Source organism: Bradyrhizobium elkanii USDA 76, from assembly GCF_023278185.1.
In the GTDB taxonomy this organism is placed as follows: Bacteria; Pseudomonadota; Alphaproteobacteria; order Rhizobiales; family Xanthobacteraceae; genus Bradyrhizobium; species Bradyrhizobium elkanii.
Map to the genome: position 1 here is coordinate 7167502 of NZ_CP066356.1, position 19637 is coordinate 7187138.

A 19637-nucleotide genomic window follows, 5' to 3' on the forward strand; every position below is an offset into this window, starting at 1 on the left:
TGGGATGTTACATGCTCAACGTTCCGGCCTGTGGCATTGTCACCGCGCCATCCAGGTCCGCGACCTCGTCCCGCGACCGATTGAGGATGCGGTGCAAGCTGGCCTCTTTGCTCAAGATCGGCGCGGCCTTGTCGCCAGGGCTGCTCTTGCGGTCGCAAGTCACCAGCCTCACGACAAGCTGCGCCACCGGAAGCTCCATAAGGCTGCGGCGAATTCTGATGCGCAGGCGCCGCGTCAGGATGCCATCCGCCCCTCTGGTCCTGCCGACCGGGAAGCGGCCGGGCATGTCGCGGGAGTGCGCTTTGCCGCGAGTTTCCGGCTACTCGATCGCTCCGCCAAGGCTCTCCACCGCGACCCGGAAGACCGTCGTTCATGCCTGGTGCGACATTGCCTCGATAAGGTTGATCGGGGGGTGCGGCATGAAGGGGCGCCGCGGGCGTGCCCTCGAAGCGACGCCAGCCTGGCGCTTCACCGCGCCAATTGGAGGCAAATTGCGATTGCAAGGCAAGCCCCTCACCTTGCGGCGTTCCGGCGGCTCGATCGGCACGCCACGGCCCGCGGTCCGAACGCGACGAGCTTGCATCCGGATGCGGTGCGCCACGGTGACCTTTCCGATTTCGCTCAGGTCCTCGACGATCGGCGGACGTCGCGGGCAGCTCCTCGAGGCGCCATCCTTGCGCGCCGCTGCCCTGGCCGAAACCGGCTTCGATATGCGAATGCCGCGGCTCTCTCGGGAAGCCGCCTGCGGCTTGATCGCCGTGCCAGGACCTGCCTGAGAAACGCGAAGGGCCAGCATCGCCATCAGGAGCTGCGCCATCGCCTCTGTGAAATCGGTCAGGGCCCGCACCAATATTGTGTGATGGCATATCATCGATGCGCCAGGCCGGCATTTCGCCAGGGCGAGCGAAGCGGCCTTCGACAGTCGGGGCACGGGCACCTTCTCGCGCGCCTTCCCGCGCGCGATCAGCACGCCAGCGTTCGCCTGCCGGACGTGCGCCGTCTGCGTTGCCTTCTGCCGTGCCATGGCGGGAATCAAATCGCTCACCGAGCGAGCCATCAGGTGCCAGAAAGGGCCTGTTGTTGAAGCTCCAACCGGGCGCCCTGCCACCTCGATCCGAATCGCCGACCCCATACGGCCCGCGCAAGACGATTTGCGAGCTTTCGTCTGATCGATTGGCACGCCATGGTTCGTCTGCCGAACGCGCGGACGCTGCGCCCGCATTCTGTGCGGTCTCGCGGAATTGATCCGGCCTCCAGGAATCCGGAGCACGCGCGCTCGGCGCGGGCCCATCGTCAAGGCGCGACCTTCCTGCAACATTTCCCCTGCCGGACCAGCGCCCTTCCTCTCGGAGCGCGCGCCCTGACGAGGTTGACGCCTGCGGATCATCGAACGAGGATCTTGCACCGGTACGCAGCGCGCCGGCGCCGGAGGAAGAGCGGAGATTCTGATTGCCTCCGGTCGCGCTGTGCAGCGCCTGCGCCAACATCCGATGGGCAGCTGAAGTTGGACGGAGGGGCCGCTCCGGCAGACCAGCGCAGGTACGGCGCTCGTCACCAGAGAAGGACGCGGGCCGATCGTCAGGCTCGGAGCGAATTTGATTTACGACCGAGTTGAATGATTGACGCTCTTCACCCTGGCCAGCAGCCGTTTCAACGCGAGCACTATCGGCATTGTCGCCCGCGGTGCGGCCAGCCTCTGAATTGAACGATTTGCTGCCCTCATCAATGCCGCGCATAAACTTTCATCTCCGATCTAGGTGGGACAGCATGACCCATCCGCCACAAACTGGCTCTCCGACGCGGACATTCGCCACGAACGGCGGGGTGAGGTCGATACCAAGTTCCGCTGACGGAAAGCTGACGTGAACTGACCATGAGAACTGACCATGAAAGTGGATTTGTCAGCTCACAGGGGAGGCAGACAGATGTCGACGGCGACCGGTGCAAAGTGCCCAGCCGCCCAGCATTTTCTACGAGGGCGTTGCACTCATGGTCCTAAACACCGCAGATCGTTCCCAAAACGAAGGGCCCCCGCCGGATACAAGGGCCCTTACAGAACTTGGAGGAGGAGACGTCTCCAAGGCCTATGTCGGCGACTGTAAGCCTGAAGACGATACCCATTGATCAATGTCAGCTGCGATCTCCGCCGTCCGCGCACGCTTCAGCAGCTGGTCGCGCTCAATGCCGGGCGGAAGCCGCGCTGCCTTGTGGAAGATATCGTCGGCAAACGCATTGAGCCGGTCCTGAAGCGATGTGGTTTGCTTTGCTCTATTTCTGGTTTTCTTCATAACGCGCTCCGTATTTTCTCGGGAGCGTTGAGGCTCACCTTTGCGATGAGCGTATGAAGTTACAATGATCGTTTCCACAACCTAGTGTCCCGAATCCGAAGTTCGCATCATTTGCCGCACCTTCGGAGCGAACTTCGGATTCGATAAGGACACTAGCAAACTTATGATTCTAGTGTGCTTTATGAATGCGAAGTTCGTGAAAGTGGCTGCCGCGAAATCGCACGAACTTCGCATTCAGCACACTAGGTTACGACTGCGATAATCCTTTGAGCGAACTCGCGCGAAGACTTCGGAGGTCATGTCCGCGGCATTCGATTTCCACCTGTAAAAACAGGCTCGACCTACGTTTTTTGGGTTTCTTGAGCGGCTTACTCAATTTACTTTTTGGGCTAATGACACTGTCCAGCGCCTTGCGAATCCTGCTCCACGTCGTCCGATACCAACCGGTCCCGACCTCAGTTCTTTGGTCCTCCTGTTTTCCGAGGTACAACGCGGCAACACCCGGCGTTTGATAAATCCGATAACCGGAAAATCGTCCCGCCGGACAGTCTTCTCCTTCAGCCAGGCTTCGTTGCGGTCGGAGCGGTACCGGACGTCCATCTTCTATGAAGTTGATGGGGCGAAGTTAGGGTAGCAGCGAACCTGCTTTTTCTGGGAGGGATGTCCGGTGCGCGCCGTCGTGAATGCGGCCGCCAGGATGTAGTGCTCCTGTGATAGTTTACCGACCGGGCGCCCCTGGATTCGTTCTCAGAGGCTACTTTCATAATCATGGCCGCGGGCGATCGAGCAAAGCGCGTCCGCCGTCTGGCGGCGCGGCATTTCGCCACGTGCGGTTGCAATCCCTCAGGGCACTGCTCGAAGCTCGATTGCTCCGGGTGCATAGCGTAGCACGTCCGTGAAACCTGTGGACCATCCAACGGATTTGTCACTCCATCCAAAGCCATCAGTTTGCGGTCGCTTTGCAGTTCAAGGTACCTCCCCCCTTCAGTCTAGCCGATTTAGCTGTCGAGAAGTTGACGCGCGCCCTACTGCTAGGTGCGACTCATTGAAACGTGCGCAGCATGACGAACGACATCAAAGCAATCGAACAATAAAAGCAACGGCATCTCGCTCTTCGATGATCTAGAATTGCAGCGCTTCCAGTGCTGCCGCTACATGGATTCGGTGCGCTGATGGTGGGAAGCGCACTCAAATTGGTACGCCGTATCGACGCCGAGGTTACAACTGACATCACTGATCCAGGCGACGCCTAGTCGAACGAATATTTTGTTTCAGCCGCTGCGCGATATGAGGCGCAGACTGACGTGCTTGCCCTGATTTTTGGTGTGATGGGCCGTTAGGGTACCGGAGCCATTCAAGGCCCGATCGGGATCTTGCATGGGCGCCGATTGCCCGCGCCGCATGGGATGGGTGACACGAGCCGACCAATCCTCGACGGGTGGAAAGGCGATTTGCAGTCGCCGCTATTGAAAGCCGGCTTCGCACATGGCTCGAGCATTACTTGCCGCTGGCCATTGAGAGGATCGGCCGCCTTGCGAGCCGGATCAACTGGTGCTCAAGGGTGGTGACGACGGCGATACCCCGCTTATGTGCGAAGATTCGGCGGCGTGGGCCAGATATACCGGGCCGCATGGGCGCGGCTCGTCAGACGTCAGACCTGCGTCTTTAGCGGCGGTCCGACCCGTGCAACATCGGCATCACCGCAGATCTGGTCGCGCTGACCGGGATGAGATCGCATGTCGACGTCCCCGATCTCGACCTGGTGCTGCCCCACAGCGCCGCCGGTCTCGACGACGGCGCGCATGACATCGCCGCGCAAGCATCGGCCGCGCGGAAGCCCCCGCCTACTGGAACCGCGAATTTGCAACAAGCAATAGTCCAGTCTGCCACGTGGAGGGAACAGCGCCCAAGCATGAACTTGGTCAAGTTTGCGCTCCTGTCATTGCCTGCTTGCCAATAGTGCCGGCCTGCGCGATCAAGCCTTCGCCGCTTGCCCAGCTACGACCGGTGTTGTCCTATACACTTGCCTGGACCGACCTCGCGACTTCGCGTACCAATTTTGTCCATGCGGGATCAAAAGTGTGAGCCGTTGGGCTTTCGAAACCACTTGCACAACGGCTCGCCATTGGACGACGCGTTGCAATGGCCTAGCCAAGTCAGGTTTCCGTCAGATCCGATGTGTATGACCATCAACGCGAGCCTGATCACTTCCGCGACGGCTCGCCTGGCAACACGACACAGGAAATGACATGGCTGTACTCCGCGGCGCGAACACCAACGATCACATAGTTGGGACTGCAGATGGGGACTTTATTCAAGGTCTGGGCGGGAACGATTTGATCTCCGGTGGTGGGGGCGATGATGAACTGGAAGGCAATCAGGGAGCCGACACAATCCATGGTGGTGCAGGCGACGATTTTCTGTACGGCGGTCAGGGCAACGATGTTCTGTTCGGCAATCAGGGCAACGACAACTTCATGTTCACGAGTGGGAATGGCAAGGATTCCGTGATCGACTTCACGGTGGGGGATAGACTGAATATCGAGGACGGGATCAATCACACCGGTATTCATACGCTTGCCGATCTTGCCAGTCACATCAAGGCGGCTGGCCCTGATACCACGGTCGTTGATCTCGGAGAGGGCAATTCAATCACGCTCTCACATGTGAATGCCGACGATGTTCAGCATCACCCGGACAATTATTTCTCAATCATGCATATCACTGATCAGCCCATCTGATCCTCGCGGCTGTTCTTGTCGGCCGAACATGCCGCACGGGCACGGCGATCGCGTTGGCACACCATCCTGCCGGCGACGACCGCCGTCACCCTCGGCAGACGGTCAAGCATTTCCCGATGAGCAGAGACATGGTGGCCACCCCACTTCGATTAATCCCTTTCAGTCGAATGAAGACCGACGAACGATAGAGGTGTCGCCGCTATTGAAATTGGAGGCAGCCGCCAAATTTGTAAACTCCGGCAAGCGAGCTCCCACTCCTTATTGGACGTTGTTCGAACAAGGCTGGTCATCCAATGGAGCGTTCTTTCTCAGCCTGGCGGCTGGTATCCGAGACGGAAAACCGGGACGGAGTTCACTTTTTCGTCTCAAGCTCGTCAGCTTCTCGAAAGCCAACCTTCCTAGCATTCGAGCCTAGCTATCGACGCCGCCTGCGACTGAACTGGCCACGAATCCTGCGGATACGTGCTCGGCGGGGTATGCAGGAAACTTTGTTCTCAAAACAGATAGGAGACGCTTTGGAGATCAATCGGATAAGTGGTGCGGGCTCGCCAGGGTCCACAACGGGAAACGTCCAAACGCAGGCGGATCATGACCGATTTAGGCAGGTCGTGAATGAAGCCAAGTCGTCATCAGCTGTCGCACCAGGGTCGGCGAAAGCTCCGATTTGGAGGTCGAGCGCTCCATACGGGAGCTTTTCACGCGGTGACTACTCTTGGAACAACGACGTATGGGGGACAGGCGCTGGGCCTCAGACGATTTCAGTGAGAGCCGTCAACCAGTGGGACGTGTGGTCGAACCAGCCTAACACTCCTGGCATCAAAAGCTATCCGCACGAGACTTTCAACGTCGGAAAGCCGCTCAGCTCCATCAAGAGTTTGACCTCGAGCTTCAGCCAGCAAGTGCCTGGCGGCGGCGCTTGGGACACCGCCTATGATATTTGGGACAGCTCAAACGAGCATGAGATAATGCTCTGGACAAACTACACCGGAAATCCCGACGGTGGCGGCAACGTTAAGCCAATTTCGTATCATTACGCCCCTTCCGGGGCCGCGATTCCAGTCTACAGAAATGTCAACATAGGTGGAGCGACTTGGAACGTGTTTGAAGGCTTCAATGGTCACAAGGTCATCTCACTGCTACCCACCTCGAAGACCAACAACGGCACGGTGGACATCAAGAGTGCCCTGGAGTGGATCAAGTCGAAGGGCTACTTTGGCGACATCAAGGTTGGTAGCGTCCAATACGGTGTCGAGATTACTTCTTCACCAGGAGGAATGAACTTCAATTTCAACAACTGGGCAGTGACCTCGAAGTGAATATCCACAGGGTGAGCTTGCCTGCAGTCATGCCATTGGGCGCGCCGACTGACGGTCTCAGCTTGCCGCTTACTGTTGAAAGGTCCGACTCCAGTGACACAGCGACCAGAGACCGCACCGCTTGACGGCACTTACAAAAGAAGAGCCGCTTGCGTTGCCGCAAGCGACCCAAGTCTAGGGAGGAACGCCCAAGGAGGGCAGCGATAGCGGGGCGCTACCGCGCATCCTGAAAATAAGACCATCGTATCGGCGGCTCCATTGAACGTAGGGAAAGGTCGGGCATCTAATGGGGGCATGGAACGATACGAAGGTATATGGTGCCCGCTGGTGAAGCCGACCACTTCCGCACTAGGCGTGGGCTGTCATTGCCGATGCATCACATCGAGCAGTGGCAAGAACTTGGTCACCGAGCGTGGCTGACTTGCCTTGCATTATTCAAACTACATCGGTGAGAAATTCGCGATGAACTTGCCCCTGGACTTAATCCCGTTGCCTCCCGCAGGACAGCCAAGCCCGAGGCTATGCTTATCCTCGTCGGTCAAAGAGCTTGCTGGACGACTGGCGTGGAATGATGCCATCGGGAGGTGACGACCAACCGATTCCTAACCGGGGCCGCCTCCTTCACCTGGGCCATAGCAATATGGACCCATAGTCGCCGAGCCCGCCGCCAGATCGGGCCCTCGTCGAGATCAAGCCGATTGTACATCCATCGGAGATCAACTCGCTTCAGTGCCCCAGCGCGACCGCAAGGTGTTTCTTGCCAAGCCGGGCGGCCCAAGCAGCAGCACGTTTCGTCGTCGGCGCCGGTCAATTGGCATCGTTTGATTGACAGAGCTTGACAATAGCGAGAGTGCCCTCCTCCCGAGCGTCGACCGCAACTACATCATCGTGTTCAACGGAGGCAAATTTCTTGACGCTGGTTCGATCTGTAAATCGACGTCACACCGATGACAATCGGGAGGGGGAAAGCGGTATAGAAACACGCACGGCGAGTCATTGCCCCGAAAATGGGACATCTGATACGGAACGGCGAGAGACGACAAGTGAATGACCACATAAGCTTCCCGAGTTACTTGCATAGTGACCCCGCCGACCTGCTGCCCGATGAGGGCGCGCGGCATCGTTTTGAGGCGATCGTGGATCGTGCAGCGAATGCGCGCTCAACGTGGTTGCCGGTTGAGGAGCAGATGCGCGCAACTCGTGCCGAACTTCATCGCGTCGAGACCCACCGCCAACGGCTGATATTGGCCCGCGGCGGCGACCGTCCCGGCGCAGAAAAGGAGGACAAGCAAATCCGTGACCTCGACAAGCAAGCCAGCGAACTGACTGAAAAGTTGCGTCGCCTCATCGCTCGAGAGGCGACCGCTGCTGCCCGCATGCGGAACTGCGAGATCCTGGCATCTCGCTGCCGGGCCTTTTTGGCTCACGGTGGCCTGCCGTCGCGCGCGCGCCTTGCCTCCGTCTCTCCAATCGCGCTGTCGGAGATTCTAGAGCGAGGCGAACGGATCATTGACGCGCTCGAGCGTCTGCGCCTGCACATTCGCGAGCTCGAAGCCGACGCCCACCAGATCCGCAGTGCGCCATTTCCCAGTGAGGCGAAGAAGCGAGACGCCGCGGCGCTGATCGCGCGCCTGGCGGAACGTGGGGCGCCGTCTATCTCGGCCATGATTGATGACAACACCAGCGAGATCGGATGGCCTTACACCCTCCAGGAACACAATCTGATTGCTGTCGTCCCCGATAAGAACACGCGGGTTGTGGGCACCGCATCTGGGCAGGTTCCCGATGTGATTGGGCTGCTTTGTTGGGCCCTTCGTGACACTCTGACCGAAAAGGTGATCGAGCTGATCGACACGAACAGCGACGATGCCGCCGCGCTCCCAGCGGATGAGCGTGAAAAGCAGCTGGCCCAAATCGAAGCCGACAAACTGATGACCGAACGCAAAGAGGCCGCCCTGGTACAGGCCGCGCAGGCTGCGGGCGAGGCCATCGAACACCGCCACGACATCAGCGCTCTGGCCGCGCTCCAGCTCGAGCTGGTCACGCAGTCACGATGAGGTCTGCGACTGCCCTCGGCAGGCAGCCGGCTGCTCGCGGCAGTCCTTCTCGGCGCAATCGTCTCCACGACCAACATCCCGACCACCTGCTTTCATTCCGAAAGTGACGGCAGAAATGGCGCTCTGCTGCGCCAGGAGAACGAACGGCTGCGCATGGAGCGAGACATTTTAAGAAGCTGATTGCGATTTTTGCCGGAAGCCGGACGTGATCTTCCGCTTCATCGAGGACCATCGCGAGGCCTATCGATCTCAGCCTGGCGCCCTTCGTCGGCGTTGACGACCGTGCCTTTGGCGATCCCGGCCTTGATGAAAGCGACGGCCTGCCTCTCGGAACCGAACACGGGCGGGACCGAATTGCCGCCGCGCCCGCGGATGGCGACCTTGCCCTTGCCGTTCTGGTTACGGGTAAAGCAACGGTCAATGCGATCCTCTTGAGGTTGGCGGGCTTCACGTAGCCGAAATAGCGAGCCGCCTACTGGGATGGCCCGCATGAACGCTCCGACATGCGCCGGATCAATCATCAGGAGGCGTACAGCCTCGACGGCGCTTGCACAATCAGGCTGGGGAGTATTTCAGCCGCCGCCGTCCACCTCAGCAACCTTACCTTCGCCGCCCACGATATCGGCCCACGGATAGCCTTGAAGGCCGTCTCGGCTTCCGCGTCAGTCAGGCGGAAACACCTGAGCTAAACTCAGGGTCCTAATTGTCGCGGCGAGTGGCTGCCGGCCAAAGATCCTGAGCGAAATCTTCGATGTGATTTCGGGTACCTTTGGGTCCACGGTCGAAACGCTTCACCTGCAAGACCTTGCCGGTCGACAATGTGTTGAATTCCTCGGGAATTCCTTCGAAATCGGATTTTTCGGCAAGCTCGCGTTCCGGCACGTCCATTCCGAGGATTTCGGACAGCGCCAGAACGGCGAACTCGTTTTCCGACAATCCGACAAGATTGGGCGAAGGGAATTTTGCGATGTACTGACCTTGCTCGTCGCCGATGGGCAAACTGAGTCCGCCACCCCTGCCCGTATTTTTCATCACGGAGAGCTTCATCTGAACTCCCGCCGAGGAAAACCGCGCGTTTATCTCACGTGGATCGTCTTGAACGGCTAGGAAGTCAGACGTCCTGCGTTGAGGAGTCAGAAATCGCAAGGATTTGCCAACCATGGATGCTTTCAGGGCCGGCCGCTAACCAATCGAAAATCGATCCGCCTCATGTTCGCGTTTGTAAGCTGAATGGGAAATCAAACATGACAGGATCGGCAATTCTGGAAAACGTGCGTCGCTACCGCGCAATAGCTTCGCTGTGCCGTCAAGCCGCAGCATTCCGCCCACTCCAGCGAGTCTCATTGCTGACGCAGGCCGACGAATGGGAGCAGAGAGCGGTTGGTGAGATCGAAGAATACTTTGATGCCCAAGACTCTCCGATACCCGCTCAACCCTCAGGCAACGTCAATTGAGCGAGAGCTTGGTTAAGAAAGCGCTTGCGCTTGGCCCACCCCTGCCCTTCAAGACAAGGCCGGACCGCTGAGGGATTTCCAGCGGTCCCTTGTCTCGTTACGCCTCTTGTCTCGTTACGCCTCAAGGATCCAACGCCGAACCACTCCCGTCGATCTCCACGGCGCATACGAGCCTTCGCATCCGGCAGTTGACTGCGGTCTCATCTTCCACGACCACCCTCGCCAAGTGCCGCGGTATCTGGCCATGCCTACATATCCGTGATGAACTCGGAGTCCTGCAAAAGACAACGAACCATATTGGCTTCGCCGGCGAGCTTCTTTTCAGCGTCGAAGAGGCCGACTGCGGTCTGCAAATTGATCCAAAACTTCGCCGAGGTGCCAAGCGCCTTGCTCAACAGAACGGCTGTCTCGACCGTGATCGCCCCGCTTGCCGTTGATGATCTCGTTGATGCGAAACCGCGGCACGCCCATCGCCTTTGCGAGTTCGCCCTGGGGGATTTCGTACTGGGTGAGAAACTCCTCGCGGAGTTATCGCGTTGTCAATCCGCCCGTCGAGCTTGTCGGCATACGAGGCGCGTAGGCGCTGCGTCAGACGGTCGTATTCGGCCTGAAGTCGCGCCACTGCCTCGTCGTCCTCTTCTTTCGACAGCATGGTTTTGATGAAGCCCCGCAACGATCCACTGATGGACCTTCTCCGAAAAATGCAGCCGGCCCATCAGTTCGGGGAATTTCGCGGCGATGACCTCCGTGCGAACATAGGACTCGCTGCATTTACCCTTGTAGCCGGTGCAGTGATAATAGATGTAGCGCCCCTTGTGGGGCTCACCGACGAAGACACAGCCGCAGTGTCCGCAATTCATAAGCCCTGAGAAGGGAAAGTCTCTTGGACCACGCCGAAGCTTGGTGGCATTACGCTTGTCCAGGACAGCCCGAGCGCGCTCGCGAGGTATCATCGTTCATGAAAATCCCGTGGATTTAGTGCGGCGCCTCGTCGACGACGGGAATGACCCAACTCAACCTAAGACTGCCTGATAAGACCTCCATCCACTAATGTGGAATAAAATCGTTCCATTTCAGTGTTTGTGGAGCGATGACTGGCCAAGGATCATCTTATAGGCTCACGCGCAAGCCGTTGATTTTATTGATATTGCGGAGAATATTACCCTTATTCTCCGCACCCCGTGCGTAGAATATTGTTGCGTTTGCAGATAAGATGCATATTCTCCCCATGAGTGCGGTGATGGCGCCTTATATCCACGAACTGAAAGACTGGCCGAAATTTACCTGGAACAACTCAAAGCTGGCCCAGAAGCTGGGAGCTGTCCGTAACCGGCAGGGTCGCATCACCGGTCGCATGGAAGAGCTCGGTTTTCGGCTGCGAACCGAAGCCAATCTTGAGGCCCTTACCGAGGAAGTCACCAAGTCGAGCGAGATCGAGGGCGAGGTTCTGAGCCGCGATCAGGTGCGATCATCGCTTGCGCGCCGCCTGGGTGTCGATATCGGCGCCTTTACGCTCGTCGAGCGCAATGTCGAGGGCATCGTTGAGATGATGCTGGACGCCACCGGCAGATATGAGGCTCCCCTCACCTCTGACCGTCTCTTTGGCTGGCATGCCGCCTTGTTTCCGACGGGCCGCAGCGGCATGACGAAGATCGCCGTCGGGAACTGGCGCACGGACGATACGGGGCCGATGCAGGTTGTCTCGGGGCCAATCGGACGCGAGCGCGTTCACTATGAAGCTCCCAAAGCTGGTTTGCTTCCTGACGAGATGAAAGCCTTCATCGGCTGGTTCAACGGTACGCAGGACATCGATCCAGTTATCAAGGCTGCCGTGGCGCATCTGTGGTTCGTTACCATCCATCCGCTCGAAGATGGCAATGGTCGTATCGCCCGCGCGATTTCCGACATGGCGCTGGCGCGATCAGAGAACAGTTCACAGCGCTTCTACAGCATGTCAGCGCAGATCCGGCAGGAGCGGAACGCCTATTACGATCTCCTCGAAGCCACGCAGAAAGGCGATCTCGACATCACGGTATGGCTGGAGTGGTTTCTGGACTGTCTTGACCGGGCTTTTGATCGCGCCGACACCATCCTCGCCTCGGTTCTACGGAAAGCCCACTTCTGGAAGAAGCAAGCGAACCAGAAATTTAACGACCGACAGCGGGCGATGATTGAGCGTTTGTTCGAGGGCTTTGAAGGCAAGCTCACATCTTCGAAATGGGCACAGCTTACCAAATCATCGCAGGATACAGCCCTGCGGGACATCGATGATCTCGTTGCCAGGGGCGTTTTGGTGAAAGACGCGCCCGGCGGGCGTAGCACGAGCTATTCATTGATTGACGAAGTCTGAACACATCAGCGACCTAAGAGGATGTTCATGGCGGCCTGAAAAGCGGAAACGTGGCGCGCCAGCACCCGAGCTGAGATGGCCGAGCTCTGTCCGCTAGCAAGAGGTTCCAATGAACGTATACGCGAAACCCTCGCATTCCGCGCTTTAAAGCCCCGGTTTGGTCAACCGAATGGCTTTCAGAACTTTCGACGCAAAGATGACAGCGATACATCATGCACTGGATTTTCAGCTAAGCGCGGAGAATGCAGACGTTTACATTTGCGGCCATCTCCGAGAAGTTCATTTGATTGTCGCGGAGAAATTGACCGACCAGGAGCGGGGTAGCGGCGCGATCAAAGCTGATTTCAGTCGCGTTGCAAAAGAAAAATCAGCAATCTTCAAGAGCTCCGAAAAAAATACATTCTGTTCCACAACAAATAGTCCGCCGTGAAGAACGCGGACGAGCGCTGATTTAAGCGATGTTTTGAGCCGGGACAGTTTCGGCGAGCGCCCGGATGATGGCACGCAAGAGTTCTGCGAGCCATCGCAGGAGCAGGCCGAAGTTGTAGCCGGCCGCTGCGAGGACGGCGTTGATACGGTCGCCGACGCGGCCTTTGAGATAGTTGCGGTCCATGCGGTGCTCGGCCTTGACGTGACCGATGACGGGCTCGACAGCCGCACGACGCTTCATCTCGCGCCGGATGGAAGCCGTGACGCGGCGAACTTGACCTGAGATCCAGACCCTGAGCCGGTGCGGGTGGTTGTGGCCGCGGTACCCTTTGTCGACATGGATGCGGCGAGCCTCCACGCCGGTGAGCTTCTCCATGTCGGCGACCACGGGGCCGAGCGTGTGCCCGTCGAAGGGATTGCCGTGCAGCGCCTTGGCATGGAGCACGAACTGTCCGCCCTTCGGGGACGTCACGGGGGTGGCGATACTGACCTTGCAGCCGAACTCGTAAGGCGCGCGGGCTTTTCCCTTGCCGATGCACTCGACCTCCGGCGCATGTAACGCATAGACCTTGGGGCCGCGCTGATGCTGATCCTGGCTGCGCACCCGCTGCGCCAGATCGAGCAGCGGGCCGAAGCGCGCTTCCAGCACCGCATCGCCATCAATCTTGCGGCGGATGTCGCGGATGATCCGGCCAAGCCGCGTCCGCAGGAACTTGAGTTGGCGCCGGGCGCGCTTGAACTGATGAGCGTGGGTATAGCGGCCGACCATGATGGCGGCGCGCTTCGCCAGGCGCAGATAGCTCTGGCGCAGCGGCACACGGTTGCGCTTGGCGAACCCGACGAGCTTGGTGATGGCCCGATGCATCAGCCGTGCGTCGGTCGGATGCGCAACGGCCTTTGGCTGCACCGTGGTATCGACCACTACCCGCTCCAGGTCGTTAGGACCAATGGCGCCAGTCTTGTGTGCCACCGACAGACTTTCCTGGATCAGCGCGACGAGCTGCTCCTCGCCGAGCCGCTGGCGCCAGCGCGTCATCGACGATCGATCGAACGGCAGCCGGTGGCAGAAGCTCAACTCGCCGCAGAAGTATTGATAATAGGGGTTCTCAATCCAGCGGGCGCACAGCACCTCATCCGAGAGATTGTGCATGTGCTTCAGGATGAACAGGCCGGCGACAAGCCGCGTCGGCAGGCCTGGTTGCCCCGGACCGGTTTGGCACACCGAACCAAAGCGGTCATCCAGAAACTTCCAGTCGATCAGCGCCGCCAACCGCACCAGCGGGTGGCCCATGTCGATGATTTGATCAAGCGCCGGAAGCAACAGGTCTTTCTGGCGATCATCCCGCGGTTTGCTCATCGCCGTCCCCAATGCCGATGACCCGCCGTTAGGGAATCACGAATCGCTCGAAAGTAAAATCCCAAAACGCAAGAAACCGCGGCCCAACAACCGGCTTTCCTGCAAAATCGAATACTTTAATGAGACAACTTCTGCTTACCCATCAGGCCGATCCGCATTCTTCACGGACGACCAAATACGCCCGCGATAGCTAACCTCTGTGCCGATCCTCATGCGAGCATTTCGGATGCCCCGGCCCAGTAGACGTAATTTATCCGAGCAAAGCCGAAGCGAGTTTGGAAGAGACAAAGAAATTGGCCGACGAACGATTCAAGCGGATCGAAAAGCTTTTTGGCGATTGTCTGAAGATGCGGCTCCTGATGCCGATTATGGCCGGAGACCGCAACGATTAAATGCGTTTGAAATGGAATGAGCTGGGCTAGCGGTCAAGAAGGCCTTTTGCGCGTTGGCAATCGGTGACGAAATCGCAATCGCTTCAACATTCGTGGAACATGCTTGTCCCGCAACCGTTGTTCGCGTGCCGGCGCAACTGCCCCGACGGGGCACTTTTCCCCTCGAGCTCGTCAGCTTCTCGAAAGCCAACCGCCCTAGCATTCGAGCCTAGCCTCCTGGTCTCGATGCCGCCTGCGACTGAATCGGCCAGAAGCTAGGCTACTTCGCGGCGGGTATGCAGGAGACTTTGTTCTCAAAACAGATAGGAGACGCTGTGGTAGGCCAATCGGATAAGCGGTGCGGGTTCGCCCGGGTCCCGAACGGGAAACGTCCAAACACAGGAGGATCATGACCGATTTAGGCAGGCCGTGAAGAATTAGCTTGTACAAGCGGACTTTGCCTCAGCACGCTCACAACTGACACCGCACGAGCCAATCCCAACCCGGCATTACTGCTGGAACGAGGCTAGCCACATTTGTTGAACTCCTTAGGACGGAAGCCAGATTCCAATCGAGATTGGACTGGCGCGGACCGAGCGGCTGCTCGTCGGTGTGACCGACCACCTCGATGACATCCACATCGTAATCTCCAGCTCATGAAGTTCTGGCAGGAGTGGACCTCCGATCACCGCGGCAAAAGCTCAGGGGGTAGCCAGGGACGACTTCGGAACGTGCCCGGGATCCAGAACCGGGCTCATCTCCTCGATCTTGGCATCGATCTTACTGAGAACAGCGGCCGGCACGACATCCCGTTCGGGGAGTTTCCACCAATGGTCGTTCACCGACGATACGACCTGCTCGACGGCAGAGATGACTGCAGGCTCGGGTAGCCGCGCGCGATTGGCGAACTTTCGCCAGCGGTCCGGAGTAAGCGCTTTGAAGGATTTCTCTCCTCCCAAAGAGAGGGCCATATCGTCCTTCGGAAAATAAGCGGTGGTCGATAGGACGTCGTACACGGGGGCGATGGCCGGAGTGCCCCCCTCACCTGGGTATATTGTCGACCAATTCTTCAAGTGCATGTCGCCGTTGCCGACGAGCGCGGCAAGTGCCAGTCGACGAACGAATTCGAGCGCGGCGTCGGTCGAAACCGCTACGTTCAGCGCGGAGGCTATGTCGTGGTATGATGCGTCATCGTATTTTTTGGATGGCTGCCGGCCAAAAATCTGGGCGAAATCTTCGATGTGAATTCGGGTACCTTTGGGTCCACGGTCGAAACGCTTCACCAGCAAAACCTTGCCGGTCGACAATGTGTTGAATTCTTCGGGAATTCCTTCGAAATCGGATTTTTCGACAAGCTCGCGTTCCGGCACATCCATTCCGAGGATTTCGGACAGCGCCAGAACGGCGAACTCGTTTTCCGACAATCCGACAAGATTGGCCGAGGGGAATTTTGCGATGTACTGACCTTGCTCGTCGCCGATGGGCAAAGTCAGTCCGACACCCTTTCCCGTATTTTTCATCACGGAGAGCTTCATCTGAACTCCCGCCAAGGAAAACCGCGCTTTGATGTCACGAGGATTATCTTGAATGGCTATCGTGGTGCTGCCGCCGCTCGGCACCACGCGCACTGCACCTGGTAGATCTTCGCCAAGCGCCGCCAGGAGGTCGAAATCGTTTCCTTGCCTCACTGCTCCGGCGTGGTGCTTTTCCATCGCCTCGCGAAGCTTGTCCTCGGGCAACAGGTTCGCGAAGAACGCGGGCAGCACGTGTGCTGCGGGCTTCGGATCCTTGCGAAGCCCACCATCGGCGGAGCGGAACGAGAGGCTCAATATCGGGGGCCGCGACATGGCGCGATAGGCCGGATCAAGGCTGAAGGCGTTGAAATCGCCTGGCGTACGCACGAGCGTTCCGACCCTGAGGTCTTGAAGGAACACCTCCAGCGACTGAACGGTATTAGGGGCGCGGACCCGGGTGCTCATCATCATCCATATCGGTGGTGAACGCTGGTCGATCCTCGCCTTCGGAGGGCCGAAGGAGTGCGTTGACGCCGGCTACCATGGCCTGTGGGATCAGCATTAGCTCCATGCCGAGAGCGCGCGCGACGTTAATCAGCGTTGTCGCCCGCGCGGCGGCGTTGCCCTGCTCGATATCGCGGTAACGCGGCCGGGAAATGCCCGCGCGTTCGGCCACCTGCTCTTGAGTCAGGCCCGCTTGCTTTCTTGCATCCCGGAGGAGGCGTCCTAGCTGTTGGGTTGCTTCTGAGTTCCGCTCCATGATCCGTTTACGTATCTTTTTCTTCTAAATGATGCGTGAACATATCATTGCTTATCGCTTCTGCCAAGGCCCATAGATCCGTTTACGTATCATTGGCTAATAAAATGATCCGCGAACGTATCTTACTGGCCAGGGGCGGTTCCCCAATGCCTAAGGCAATCTCGACCAGCGCGGGGCGAACTACCGCGTGCGCATGGACTCCATGGCTCAACGACAAGGCCGACATCGTCATCATCGGCGTCACGCCTGGCAAGCAGCAGGCTCTGGAAGCCCTACTCAGCTTCCGCATGGCGCTTACCGGCGCGCCTCGCTCGATGAGGCGGCGCAGCGCGCCAAGAATGCGGCCTCGTTCAAGGGGGGCATGCGCCTCGACGCGTGGTTGATGGACCACTTCGGCTTGCATCGGCTTTTCGGACTTACGTTCACGCTTGATCTCTTCGGATCCGCCGCGCACCGCGCGCATTACACGTCCGTCCTGCGCTATCCGGTCCTGAAGAGGTTCGGTAACTATGCCGGAGCCAGCCGCGTGATCGAGGAGACCCTAGCGGATGAACTCGCCGTGCTGCCCAAGGCTTGGCTTGTGCCGTTCGGGCCGAATGCGGTGCGCGCGCTCGAATATCTCGCGGCGGCCGGACGCATCGATGACGCGCGTATTCTAGGCGGCATCTTGCATCCCGGCGGCCAGCAATGGAACCGCTACAACGTGCAGCTCGGTCTCGTGTCCGCGATGCCGCGCTTGCGGTCCCAGGCGGGCCTGAAGTTCTGCGGCGAAGCGCTGTGTGCGCTCGAAGGTCGCCGCCCTGTGTGGCGAAGGCCCGCGGCCTTAGACCGTAGCCTAATTTTCTGTCTCCAGCGGGCGGGCCGACGATCGGTTTACAAGATGTCAATTTTACGTACTACCGCTACTTAAATCGAGCGAAACTTAAACTAGCGCTTGGTTTGAAGGTATGCTATTTTGCGTAGCATGACGACGCAATTGCCAGGAAAATTAAACCAGCTGCGCCGGGATCTTCCGGAGGGGCTGCTCGTTGACGCTGCCTGGCTGAGCAAGCACGGCTACGCCACCAGCCTCGTCAGCAAGTATGTCGCGGCCGGCTACCTCGAACGACCGGCCGGCCGCGTGTACCGAAAGCCGCGCGGCGCCCTAAGCTGGGAGCAGGCCGTCATATCCCTTCAGACGCTTCTTTACCGCACGCCGCTGGCCGTCGGCGGCCGAACAGCGCTCGCGCTTCAAGGCTACGAGCATTACCTGCCTCGCGCCACGCAGCAGGTTCATCTCTACGGACCTTCCGCGCCGCCCGGTTGGCTCTCGAAGCTTCCCCTCTCCATCCGTTTCGTCTTCCACAACAGCGCTGCGCTCTTCTCGCCGGAAGCGGGCCTGCCGCCCAAAGGCGATCTCGACCGCGCCAACGCCGCGGCCGAGAAGGAAGCGGCCGAAAAGGGCTTCGTCATCCAGTCATGGGGGCAATGGCGCTGGCCGCTGGTGGTTTCATCGCCGGAGCGGGCGCTGCTCGAAGTACTCGACGAGCTTCCCGATCACGAGAGCTTCGAGACCGTGGACAAACTGGTCGAGAGCCTTTCGACCCTAAGCCCCAGGCGCATGCAGACATTGCTACAAGCCTGCCAAAGCGTGAAAGCCAAGCGGCTGCTTTTCTTCTTTGCCGATCGCCATTCGCATGCCTGGAAAAACAAGATAAATAAGGATCACGTCGATCTCGGAAGCGGCAAGCGCATGCTGGTCAAAGGCGGCGTGCTCGACCGTACCTATCAAATCACCGTGCCGAAAGGGCTCGATGCCGTTTAGCGACCAATACCGCAGACAGGTTACCCTGCTGATCCGCGTCGTCCCCCTGGTCGCGCAGGAAGACTGCTTTGCGCTCAAGGGCGGGACCGCGATCAATCTCTTCGTTCGCGACCTGCCCCGCCTGTCGGTCGATATCGACCTCACCTATCTGCCGGTGCAGCCGCGCGACCAATCGCTCAAGGAGATCGAGACCGCGCTCACGCGCATCGCCGGCCGCATCAAGGCACAAATCGGCGGGTGCCAAGTCACAGAGGGCTTGACCGAAGGGCGCGTCAACAAGCTATTCGTCCAGCTCGGCGCCGCAACCGTCAAAATCGAGGTGACGCCGGTCCTTCGCGGCTGCGTCTATCCCGCCAAAAAGCAATCCGTGACCGATACCGTCGAGGACGAATTCGGCTTCGCCGAGATCCAGGTTGTCTCGCACGCGGACCTCTATGCTGGAAAGCTGGTCGCCGCGCTGGACCGCCAGCATCCGCGCGACTTTTTCGACGTGCGTGATTTGCTCGCCAACGAGGGCATCACCGACGATCTGCGAAAGGCCTTCGTCGTGTACATGCTCAGCCACCACAGGCCGATGGCGGAAGTCCTCGATCCGCCGCGCCGAGCTATGAAGGAGGATTATGAACACGGTTTCGTCGGGATGACAGAAGAGCCCGTCCCGCTTACCGAACTGGAAGCAACGCGTGAGGAGATGATCAAGGCGATCGTGGCCGACATGCCGGACGCGCACCGGAAATTTCTGGTCAGCTTCGAACAAGGCGCGCCGGAGTGGGATCTGCTGGGGCTGCCCGGGGTGCCCGATCTTCCGGCCGTCAAATGGCGCCAGCTCAATCTCGACAAGCTGCCCAAAGAAAAACGCGCGGTGCTGACGGCCGCACTGAAGAAAGCGCTCGGCGTCTAGGCGGCTCGCAGCCGCCCCTGACGCTTTTTAGCTGACGTCGATCGGCGACGTGCGCCATACGTCTTTGCCAAGCGCGATCAGCATGTCCCGCCGTTGTTCGATATCGGTCGCCGAACAGTTCTCAAAGGCTTGCAACTTTTCGTTGATGCGCGTGATCGACGAATTCCTCCCGACCGGGCTCAAGGCCACGATGCTGCGCGTGAGATAATGACCCGACTTCGCGTATTCGGGCTTCTTCTTCTCGAAGAATCCGTTGCTCGCCACGATGTTGATCGGCTTTTCCAAGAGCGTCACG

General features: G+C 59.0%; 18 protein-coding genes and 2 pseudogenes. 9 read left to right on the plus strand and 11 right to left on the minus strand.

Annotated features, from left to right (window positions below; translation table 11 throughout):
* Window positions 1–7: 7 nt before the first annotated feature.
* The 3 genes from JEY66_RS34235 to JEY66_RS34245 all read right to left on the minus strand — a co-directional run bounded on the left by JEY66_RS34235 (window position 8) and on the right by JEY66_RS34245 (window position 2288).
* Window positions 8–187 carry a hypothetical protein gene (locus JEY66_RS34235; protein WP_157183429.1) on the minus strand — a complete coding sequence of 60 codons (180 nt, stop codon included), beginning with the start codon at window positions 185–187 and terminating at the stop codon, window positions 8–10.
* 183 nt (window positions 188–370) lie between these two features.
* Entirely contained in the window at window positions 371–1024 is a 654-nt protein-coding gene (locus tag JEY66_RS34240) for a hypothetical protein (protein WP_018270172.1), read from the minus strand.
* Between the two features lie 1060 nt (window positions 1025–2084).
* Window positions 2085–2288, minus strand: coding sequence for a hypothetical protein (locus JEY66_RS34245; protein WP_080586182.1), 204 nt, complete (start codon window positions 2286–2288; stop codon window positions 2085–2087).
* Between the two features lie 1622 nt (window positions 2289–3910).
* Here JEY66_RS34245 and JEY66_RS45320 point away from each other — a divergent pair.
* The 4 genes and pseudogenes from JEY66_RS45320 to JEY66_RS34265 all read left to right on the plus strand — a co-directional run.
* Window positions 3911–4154 (plus strand): annotated as a pseudogene (locus JEY66_RS45320) (aminoglycoside phosphotransferase); the annotation flags it as partial.
* Window positions 4155–4537: 383 nt separating this feature from the next.
* Window positions 4538–5029 carry a calcium-binding protein gene (locus JEY66_RS34255; RefSeq protein WP_026192367.1) on the plus strand — a complete coding sequence of 164 codons (492 nt, stop codon included), beginning with the start codon at window positions 4538–4540 and terminating at the stop codon, window positions 5027–5029.
* A 476-nt stretch (window positions 5030–5505) separates the two neighbouring features.
* Window positions 5506–6345, plus strand: a complete 840-nt coding sequence (locus tag JEY66_RS34260; protein ID WP_240536970.1) for a glycoside hydrolase family 12 protein — start codon at window positions 5506–5508, stop codon at window positions 6343–6345.
* 1043 nt (window positions 6346–7388) lie between these two features.
* Entirely contained in the window at window positions 7389–8402 is a 1014-nt protein-coding gene (locus tag JEY66_RS34265) for a hypothetical protein (RefSeq protein WP_141382107.1), read from the plus strand.
* Between the two features lie 218 nt (window positions 8403–8620).
* Here JEY66_RS34265 and JEY66_RS34270 read toward each other — a convergent pair whose 3' ends face one another.
* Entirely contained in the window at window positions 8621–8923 is a 303-nt protein-coding gene (locus JEY66_RS34270) for a hypothetical protein (RefSeq protein WP_018270166.1), read from the minus strand.
* 214 nt (window positions 8924–9137) lie between these two features.
* Window positions 9138–9476 (minus strand): annotated as a pseudogene (locus JEY66_RS34275) (HipA domain-containing protein); the annotation flags it as partial.
* 170 nt (window positions 9477–9646) lie between these two features.
* Here JEY66_RS34275 and JEY66_RS34280 point away from each other — a divergent pair.
* Window positions 9647–9856: a hypothetical protein gene (locus JEY66_RS34280; protein WP_240536968.1), complete on the plus strand. Its 210-nt coding sequence runs from the start codon at window positions 9647–9649 to the stop codon at window positions 9854–9856.
* A gap of 248 nt (window positions 9857–10104) precedes the next feature.
* On the opposite strand, the gene JEY66_RS34285 is transcribed toward JEY66_RS34280, so the two are convergent.
* Both JEY66_RS34285 and JEY66_RS45550 read right to left on the minus strand, forming a co-directional pair.
* Window positions 10105–10251, minus strand: a complete 147-nt coding sequence (locus JEY66_RS34285) for a helix-turn-helix domain-containing protein (protein WP_018270164.1) — start codon at window positions 10249–10251, stop codon at window positions 10105–10107.
* A 144-nt stretch (window positions 10252–10395) separates the two neighbouring features.
* The gene (locus JEY66_RS45550) at window positions 10396–10809 is read right to left on the minus strand and encodes a recombinase zinc ribbon domain-containing protein (RefSeq protein WP_080650320.1); all 414 of its coding nucleotides are present in this window, start codon (window positions 10807–10809) and stop codon (window positions 10396–10398) included.
* A 287-nt stretch (window positions 10810–11096) separates the two neighbouring features.
* Here JEY66_RS45550 and JEY66_RS34290 point away from each other — a divergent pair, with 287 nt between their 5' ends.
* On the plus strand, window positions 11097–12206 hold the full coding sequence (locus tag JEY66_RS34290; RefSeq protein ID WP_041482745.1) for a Fic family protein: 1110 nt from the start codon (window positions 11097–11099) through the stop codon (window positions 12204–12206).
* A gap of 451 nt (window positions 12207–12657) precedes the next feature.
* Here the strand turns inward: JEY66_RS34290 and JEY66_RS34295 are convergent, their stop codons facing one another.
* From JEY66_RS34295 to JEY66_RS34305, 3 genes are all read right to left on the minus strand, one after another.
* Entirely contained in the window at window positions 12658–13992 is a 1335-nt protein-coding gene (locus JEY66_RS34295; RefSeq protein ID WP_248887575.1) for an IS5 family transposase, read from the minus strand.
* A 1072-nt stretch (window positions 13993–15064) separates the two neighbouring features.
* On the minus strand, window positions 15065–16342 hold the full coding sequence (locus tag JEY66_RS34300; RefSeq protein ID WP_051110141.1) for a type II toxin-antitoxin system HipA family toxin: 1278 nt from the start codon (window positions 16340–16342) through the stop codon (window positions 15065–15067).
* Window positions 16317–16637, minus strand: a complete 321-nt coding sequence (locus JEY66_RS34305) for a helix-turn-helix domain-containing protein (protein WP_016840789.1) — start codon at window positions 16635–16637, stop codon at window positions 16317–16319. Before JEY66_RS34305 ends, JEY66_RS34300 begins: the two co-directional genes overlap by 26 nt.
* 361 nt (window positions 16638–16998) lie before the next feature.
* Between JEY66_RS34305 and JEY66_RS34310 the strand changes: the two genes are divergently transcribed.
* The 3 genes from JEY66_RS34310 to JEY66_RS34320 are packed head-to-tail and all read left to right on the plus strand — an operon-like array spanning window position 16999 to window position 19342.
* Window positions 16999–17547: a hypothetical protein gene (locus JEY66_RS34310; protein ID WP_018270159.1), complete on the plus strand. Its 549-nt coding sequence runs from the start codon at window positions 16999–17001 to the stop codon at window positions 17545–17547.
* A gap of 54 nt (window positions 17548–17601) precedes the next feature.
* Window positions 17602–18441 carry a type IV toxin-antitoxin system AbiEi family antitoxin domain-containing protein gene (locus JEY66_RS34315; protein ID WP_018270158.1) on the plus strand — a complete coding sequence of 280 codons (840 nt, stop codon included), beginning with the start codon at window positions 17602–17604 and terminating at the stop codon, window positions 18439–18441.
* Window positions 18431–19342 (plus strand): nucleotidyl transferase AbiEii/AbiGii toxin family protein, encoded by a 912-nt coding sequence (locus JEY66_RS34320; RefSeq protein WP_016840792.1) that lies wholly within the window; start codon window positions 18431–18433, stop codon window positions 19340–19342. The genes JEY66_RS34315 and JEY66_RS34320 overlap by 11 nt, the downstream gene beginning before the upstream one ends.
* Window positions 19343–19369: 27 nt before the next feature.
* Here JEY66_RS34320 and JEY66_RS34325 read toward each other — a convergent pair whose 3' ends face one another.
* Complete coding sequence (locus JEY66_RS34325) at window positions 19370–19636, minus strand: GmrSD restriction endonuclease domain-containing protein (RefSeq protein ID WP_018270157.1); 267 nt, start codon at window positions 19634–19636, stop codon at window positions 19370–19372.
* Window position 19637: the final 1 nt, after the last annotated feature.